Here is a 6,000-nt window from a genome sequence, read left to right as displayed (position 1 = left end):
TCATGACCACGGGACATCCGTTCTCCTGGACTCAAGATCCAAGTGTCTCGAGTGTCCAAGATCCGGGGGCAAGGCCCCTGTACGAACTCGCCCTCCGCACCGGACTCCGCTGCGGCTAACCGGTTCACAGCCGCTCTCCGCGGCTGCGCTGGTTGGCCTCGCGTACTGCGACGCTCAGCTTCTCCGCGCCGTACTCGGGCGTGGCCCTGCCGTGCTGCGGGCAGAGACACGGCGAGAACCGGTTCGAACCCGGCGGCAGGTCCGCACCCTCGTAGGAGTCGATCCTCAACACCCCGTCCATGCCCCGCTCCTCGGTCATCCGAGCCAGACGGGCCCGTGCTTCGCTTCTCATCCCTCAGCCCTTCAGACGACGGCTGCGGCGAGGACTCGCCGTTGCCTGCTGTCTCTACGCAACCGCACGACCACGCTCAGCGGTACCGTTGCCGCAGCACCAGGACTTGAAAGCCTTGAAAGTTCGCAAGGTCACGGGGAGTTGAGGGCATGGCCAAGCGTGAACCGAACGCGGCGCTCGGGCGCCTGCTCGCCGAGAGCCGCTGGACTCACCGCCAGTTCGCACGGGCGGTGAACCGCGTCGGTACGGAGACCGGGATCCCTCTGCGTTACGACGAGTCGGCGGTGAGCCACTGGCTGGGCGGCACCGTCCCTCGGGGTGCGGTGCGCGGATGCGTCCTCGAAGCTCTCTCCCGCCGCCTCGGCCGCCCCGTCACCCATGCCGAGGCCGGGCTGCCCGTTCCACGCAATCGCTCCTCCGCGGCTGCGGATACCGTGGAAGGGGTGATCGACCTGGGGAGGCTGGATATGGACCCGTCCCGCCGGAGTGTCCTGGGTGCCGGCCTGTTCTCCGTGGCCGTCACCATTCCCGGCTGGCCTGATGTAGTCGGGCGTGCCGATGCCATTCAGTCTGGCCGCACGAGTCGCATCGGTATGAACGAAGTGGACATGGTCATCGCCATGACCGAGCGTGTTTCGGAACTGGACGACGAGTTCGGCGGTCGTCACGCACGCCCCATGGCGGCCTCGTTCATGGTCAACACCGTGGCCTCCTACCTGCGCGCCGACGCACCCGAGGACGTACGCAAGGCGATGCTGTCCGCCGCCTCGGACCTGCTCTACCTGACCGGCTACATGGCCGTGGACGAAGGTCTGCACGGTCTCGCGCAGCGCTACTACGTCAAGGCCCTGGAGCTGGCGGGCGCGGCGGAGGACCACCTGACGTACTGCATCACCCTGCGGGGCATGAGCGTCCAGGCGGTCGACCTCCGCCACGGGGCGAAGGCCATGGAGCTGGCCGACGCCGCTGCCGCCGCCTCCCCGAAGGCCGGCCCTCGGATGCTGGCCTTCCTCGTCGGCCAGCAGGCACACGCCGCCGCGCAGACCGGCGACCGTACGGGTGCGCTGCGCTGCATCCGGGAGGCCGAGGCGGCCATGGACCGTGCCGAGTCACGCGGTAAGGCGTTCGGCTCGTATGACCCCTCTTCGCTCAACTACCACGTCAGCCAGGTCCGTTACGAACTCGGTGACAAGGCCGGAGCCGTCGACGCCATGCAGCAAGCGGACCGGCTCCGCCCAAGCGTGTACCAGCGCACACGAGTACACCGTCGTGGCCTGTTGGCAGAGCGGCAGTTGGAACTCGGCCACCTGGAAGCGGCCTGCGCCACCTGGCACCAGGCCCTCGACGACTACCCCAAGGTGCAGTCCGGCCGCGCCGACGACCGCGTGAAGGCGATGTTTGGTCTCCTGCGCCCTCATCTGAAGAACGCGACGGCGCTCGACCTGTACGACCGAGCACGGACGATCGCACCACCGTCGCTGGTCGCCTGATCCCCGTCGCACCTTCAACCTCAGCCACAGAAAGTCAGCCACGACGGCGGGCGCGCCGAGAGATCACCCGCCACGTGTGCTTCCAGCAACCCCGCACCGGCCTCAACCACGCCTCTTCCTTCCGTCACAGCATCCGCCCCGCTCCGGCCTGGCCGCTCGGCAGCGGGATGGGCTGCTCGATCTGTGGCTTCGCCTGTGACCCACGCCGACGACGATCGATCGCGGCCTTCGGTTGCCGCAGCCTGACGTGGTGCTGTGCGGCGTTCGGCGGAGTCGGCCTGGCGGCGCCGCTGCGGTTGCTTCCGGGATCGGAGTCGGCTCGCTTGTCGCCACTGCGCGCCGAGTGGCCGGTGGCCGTCGCCAGCGGGGCGGCAGACAGGAGCGGACGGCGGCCACCGGCCGCCGACGCGCGGCGGCCCGCGCAAGCGGGACGCCCTTCTTGATCAAGTAAAGAAACTCTGAACAGCTCACCCGCTGGTCAAGCTGTCCGGCCGAGGGTCAGGGGCGCTGCTGTCGGCGCTTCTTCGATTCGGCCAGTGCGGTGTTCAGCTTCTCGCTTGGCGACATGTTCGGCTCGGCGTCGTCGTCATGGAGAGGCGGCAGGAACAGGCCGCGTCGGCTCTTCTCGCGTTTGACCTTCCGGCGCTCGTTGAAAAGCCGTTGGTGCTCCTCCCGGACCGTGACCCATCGCTGGTCCAGCTCGGCTTCTCGTTCCAGCAGCTCCTCGTCACTGAGGTCGGCGAACTCGGTGGCGGCTGCACTCGCCTCGCGGTCGATCTCTTCTCTCAGCAGGTAGTTCGTGATGGTCCCGTGGTACTTACCCGGCTCCGGTTCCTGGCGCACGAAGACGCCACGACCCTTGACCGCGTATACCAGACCGGCCTGCTTGAGGCTTCGATAGGCGTTCTGCGCGGTGGAGTTGGCGACTTTGAATCGCTCTTGGATCTCCCTGGCGGGCGGGAGCTGGGAGCCCGGAGGGTAGGTGCCCTCCAGGATCTCGCGGCGAAGGATGTCGGCGACCTGAATGTAGGGCGGTCGAGCGTCTTCGTTGCGGATGACGTCGACCGGCCAGTCCGGTCCTCCGGTATCGGAGTCGTCGTGACCATGTCCGGCTGGCTCGGCGCTCTGGCCGGCGGAGGTGCTGACGTAGCTGCCCCGACCGAGCTGGGAGTAGACGAGCCCCTCCTGCTTGAGCACGCGCAGGGCGTTCTGGACGGTGGAGCTGGAGACCCCGAACCGATCGCGCAGCACGTTGGCCGAGGGCAGGCGCTCACCTGGGCCGAACTCGCCGTTCAGAATCGCGTCTCGCAGGGCCTCGGCAGCCTGGAGATACGGCGGCCGGGAGTCCTCGTCCAAGGGCAGGGTCATGCCCCCACGGTATCGCCAGCAAGCCGTAGCGATACAGGCACATCCCCGGGTTCCCTGCCTGACCACCTACCAACCTGATCGAAGTCACAACCTAATCGACCTTGCAAGTTGAGCGATAATCTCCTTATGCTTCAGGTCGAGCCGATCAAGCGGCTCCATCGAGCGAGGATGTGATGGCATGGCCATGACCCGTATTCGTGTTGGTCTGCTGCCGTCGGCGGTCTGCATTGCGGGCACCGAGCCGGTGCTGAAGATCAAGGACCAGCAGACCGGGGAGGTCGCCACCGACCGGGAGACTGGAGCGTCGCTGCACACGGTGATCGTGATGCTGATGGAGGACGGCCGCGCTGAGGTCCTGAAGATCACCGTCCCTGAGACGGGCCTCGCGGCCGGGCTGAAGCCGGGCGCGATGGTGCGGCCCGTCGAGTTGTTCGCGACCCCGTGGGCGCGGATCTTCAACGGCCAGCTCTCCGACGGCGTCGCCTACCGCGCTGCCCGCCTGGAGCTGGTGACGGTGGAGGCGGCCCAGTGATCCGCTTCGAAAACTCTGTGCCGGAGCGGGAGTTGCACCCGCTCCGGCCCCTGCCCGGGACCGAGGGCAAGGCCACGTTCTCCGCCTCGGCGGCGGTGCTCGATCTGCTCGGCCTGAGCCCGGAGCAGGTGGCCCGCCTGGACCTGGCCCACGTTCTCCGCCTGATACGAGAAGAGGGGGTCTGACATGGAAGCCATCAAGGGATATGCGTCGTACGCGCTGCCGATCGCTACTGCGCTGGTCGGTGTGTGGCTGTTGGTGATGGTGATGCGCTACGTGCGGGCTGATCGGGGCACGCGGGTCAGCATGCGGCAGGCCGTGCGGGTTCGCTGGGGCTGGGTACGGCTCGCGCGGATGGCCGGGCTGACGGTCACCGACAAGACCCCAGGCCTGCTCGCGCAGATCACCGCGTCCAAGGACGGCCCCGCCCCCGCGCCTCGGGTGCTGACGCCTCGGATCAAGGTGAAGCCGGACCGGTTCGGCGTGGTCGTGCGGGCGAAGACGCTGCCGCAGGTCGGGCTGGAGGAGTACCAGAAGTCGGCACGGTTCCTGGCCGACGCCTGGCGGTGCACGCGGGTCTCCGTCCTGCCGGACGGCCCCGGGCGGGTGGTGATCCGGGGCGTGCGCTCCGACCCGCTGACCACGCCGACCGGGCACCGGCCCACCGGCCGCCCGCCCACGGACCTGACGCGCTGGGAGCTGGGCGTGGACGAGTACGCCGCGAAGGTGTGCGTGTCCCTGGCCAACGTGCCCGGCGTGACCGTGGCCGGCACCCCCGGCGCGGGCAAGACCTCGACCGTCAACAAGTTCGTCTGCGACTTCGCGCCGTCGGCGGCCGTGCAGATCGCGACTGCGGACGGCAAGGTGTCACGCGCCTCGGAAGGCGACTACGCCGACCTGGTCAAGCGGATGTTCGCGTTCTGCGGTGACGACCTCGACGAAGCCAACGCGCTGTTCAAGCGGCTGGTGGAGCTGCGTCGTCGCCGGTCCTCGACCATCCGTGACGTGCTGGGCGTGAAGAACATGTGGCACGTCGGCCCCTCGCCGCAGTGGCCTCTCACCGTCCTGATCATCGATGAGGCGCACACGTTCTTCCGTGAGTACAAGGGCAGCGACGCCGAGACAAAACGTTTGGGCGCGCTGACGGCGGAGAACGCCCGCCTGGTGGAGGACCTGGTCAAGAAGGGCCGCAGCGTCGGCATCCTAGTGATCCTGATCAGCCAGAAGACCACCGGTGACGCCCTGCCGACCTTCATCCGCGACGTGTGCCCCATCGGGCTGTCCTTCGCGCAGAAGACCGTGGAAGCCGCAGTGGCCGCACTCGGCGACGACATCCGCAACTGGCCTGACGCCCTCCTCGACTCGGCCGGCCGGACGTTCCCCGACGACGAAGGCCCGGACGGCACCCCTGTCCCGCTCGCCAAGTAGACCGAACCACCCACGCCAGAAAGGAGGTTGATGATATGTCGGAGGAACGGTTCACCCGGCGCACCGTGACCGTGGTCATGGCGGTCATCGCGGCTCTGGCCTTCGTCTTCTCCTTCGGCAACGTCTGGGCGCTCGCCCTGCGGCTCGGCGTTCCCCACCCGATCGCGCCGCTGATCGCCCCCATGGTCGATCTGTCCGTCGTCGGGCTCCTGGTCGCCCTGCGGTTCCTGGCCCTGCGCGGCGTACCCAAGACGGAGTTGAAGGCCGGTACCCGGCTGCTGCACCTGTGCGGCCTGCTCACCCTCGCCCTGAACACCGCCGAACCACTACTGGCCGGACGCTACGGACGGGCCTGCCTGGACACCGTCGCCCCGCTCCTGCTGCTCGGCTGGGGCCACGTCGGCCCCGCCTTCCTCGCCCAGTTCCACACACTCATCCGCCCCACCCCACGCCTGGAGGGCGCCGCCACCCTTGCCGCAGAGCCGATGCCCGACGACGCACCCGCACCCGCACCCGCACCCGAGCCCCAGATGCCCGCCCCGGCCGTCGCTGCTTCCCCGGCCGAGGACCTGGAGCCCGCTCCGACTCCGGCCGCTACTCCGCCAGTCGCCGTCGCCAAGACGACTCGGCCCGCCTCCGGCCCGGCCCTTCCGGCCGCTCTGCTGGACTCGGCCCGGCGCATCGCGGACGCCCACCGCGCCGAGCACGGAACACCGATCACCGCCGCCCACCTGGGCACGCGCATGGGCGTCGCCCTGCCGGTGGCCACCACCGCACTCGCTCAACTCTTAGCCCCGGCCCCCACCGGCCACATCCCCCTCGCTGAACCC

6 protein-coding genes and 1 pseudogene are annotated in these 6,000 nt (G+C 68.9%); 5 read left to right on the top strand and 2 right to left on the bottom strand.

Annotated features, from left to right (window positions below):
* Positions 1 to 124 precede the first annotated feature (124 nt).
* Entirely contained in the window at positions 125 to 352 is a 228-nt protein-coding gene (locus IEZ01_RS13670) for a hypothetical protein (RefSeq protein ID WP_229832921.1), read from the bottom strand.
* Positions 353 to 501: 149 nt separating this feature from the next.
* On the opposite strand from IEZ01_RS13670, the gene IEZ01_RS13665 reads away from it, so the two are divergent.
* Positions 502 to 1,842 (top strand): tetratricopeptide repeat protein, encoded by a 1,341-nt coding sequence (locus tag IEZ01_RS13665; RefSeq protein ID WP_189201844.1) that lies wholly within the window; start codon positions 502 to 504, stop codon positions 1,840 to 1,842.
* 498 nt (positions 1,843 to 2,340) lie between these two features.
* Here the strand turns inward: IEZ01_RS13665 and IEZ01_RS13660 are convergent, their stop codons facing one another.
* Positions 2,341 to 3,210, bottom strand: a complete 870-nt coding sequence (locus tag IEZ01_RS13660; RefSeq protein WP_189201843.1) for a winged helix-turn-helix domain-containing protein — start codon at positions 3,208 to 3,210, stop codon at positions 2,341 to 2,343.
* 178 nt (positions 3,211 to 3,388) lie between these two features.
* Between IEZ01_RS13660 and IEZ01_RS13655 the strand changes: the two genes are divergently transcribed.
* The 4 genes and pseudogenes from IEZ01_RS13655 to IEZ01_RS34885 all read left to right on the top strand — a co-directional run.
* Entirely contained in the window at positions 3,389 to 3,742 is a 354-nt protein-coding gene (locus IEZ01_RS13655) for an SCO3933 family regulatory protein (RefSeq protein WP_189201842.1), read from the top strand.
* The gene (locus IEZ01_RS13650) at positions 3,739 to 3,927 is read left to right on the top strand and encodes a hypothetical protein (RefSeq protein WP_189201841.1); all 189 of its coding nucleotides are present in this window, start codon (positions 3,739 to 3,741) and stop codon (positions 3,925 to 3,927) included. The genes IEZ01_RS13655 and IEZ01_RS13650 overlap by 4 nt, the downstream gene beginning before the upstream one ends.
* A gap of 1 nt (position 3,928) precedes the next feature.
* Complete coding sequence (locus IEZ01_RS13645; RefSeq protein WP_189201840.1) at positions 3,929 to 5,170, top strand: FtsK/SpoIIIE domain-containing protein; 1,242 nt, start codon at positions 3,929 to 3,931, stop codon at positions 5,168 to 5,170.
* Positions 5,171 to 5,205: 35 nt separating this feature from the next.
* Positions 5,206 to 5,481, top strand: a pseudogene (locus IEZ01_RS34885) (DUF2637 domain-containing protein); the annotation flags it as partial.
* Positions 5,482 to 6,000: the final 519 nt, after the last annotated feature.

The organism is Streptomyces purpureus (genome assembly GCF_014648195.1).
Classification (GTDB): Bacteria; Actinomycetota; Actinomycetes; order Streptomycetales; family Streptomycetaceae; genus Streptomyces; species Streptomyces purpureus.
The sequence above is the reverse complement of the archived record's forward strand: the minus strand, read 5'-3'. Positions and strand labels throughout refer to the sequence as shown.

Coding starts and splice junctions, on each gene's coding strand:
- IEZ01_RS13655 (WP_189201842.1), top strand. CDS start 3,389: ATGGCCATGACCCGTATTCGTGTTGGTCTGCTGCCGTCGGCGGTCTGC.
- IEZ01_RS13645 (WP_189201840.1), top strand. CDS start 3,929: ATGGAAGCCATCAAGGGATATGCGTCGTACGCGCTGCCGATCGCTACT.
- IEZ01_RS13665 (WP_189201844.1), top strand. CDS start 502: ATGGCCAAGCGTGAACCGAACGCGGCGCTCGGGCGCCTGCTCGCCGAG.
- IEZ01_RS13660 (WP_189201843.1), bottom strand. CDS start 3,210: ATGACCCTGCCCTTGGACGAGGACTCCCGGCCGCCGTATCTCCAGGCT.
- IEZ01_RS13670 (WP_229832921.1), bottom strand. CDS start 352: ATGAGAAGCGAAGCACGGGCCCGTCTGGCTCGGATGACCGAGGAGCGG.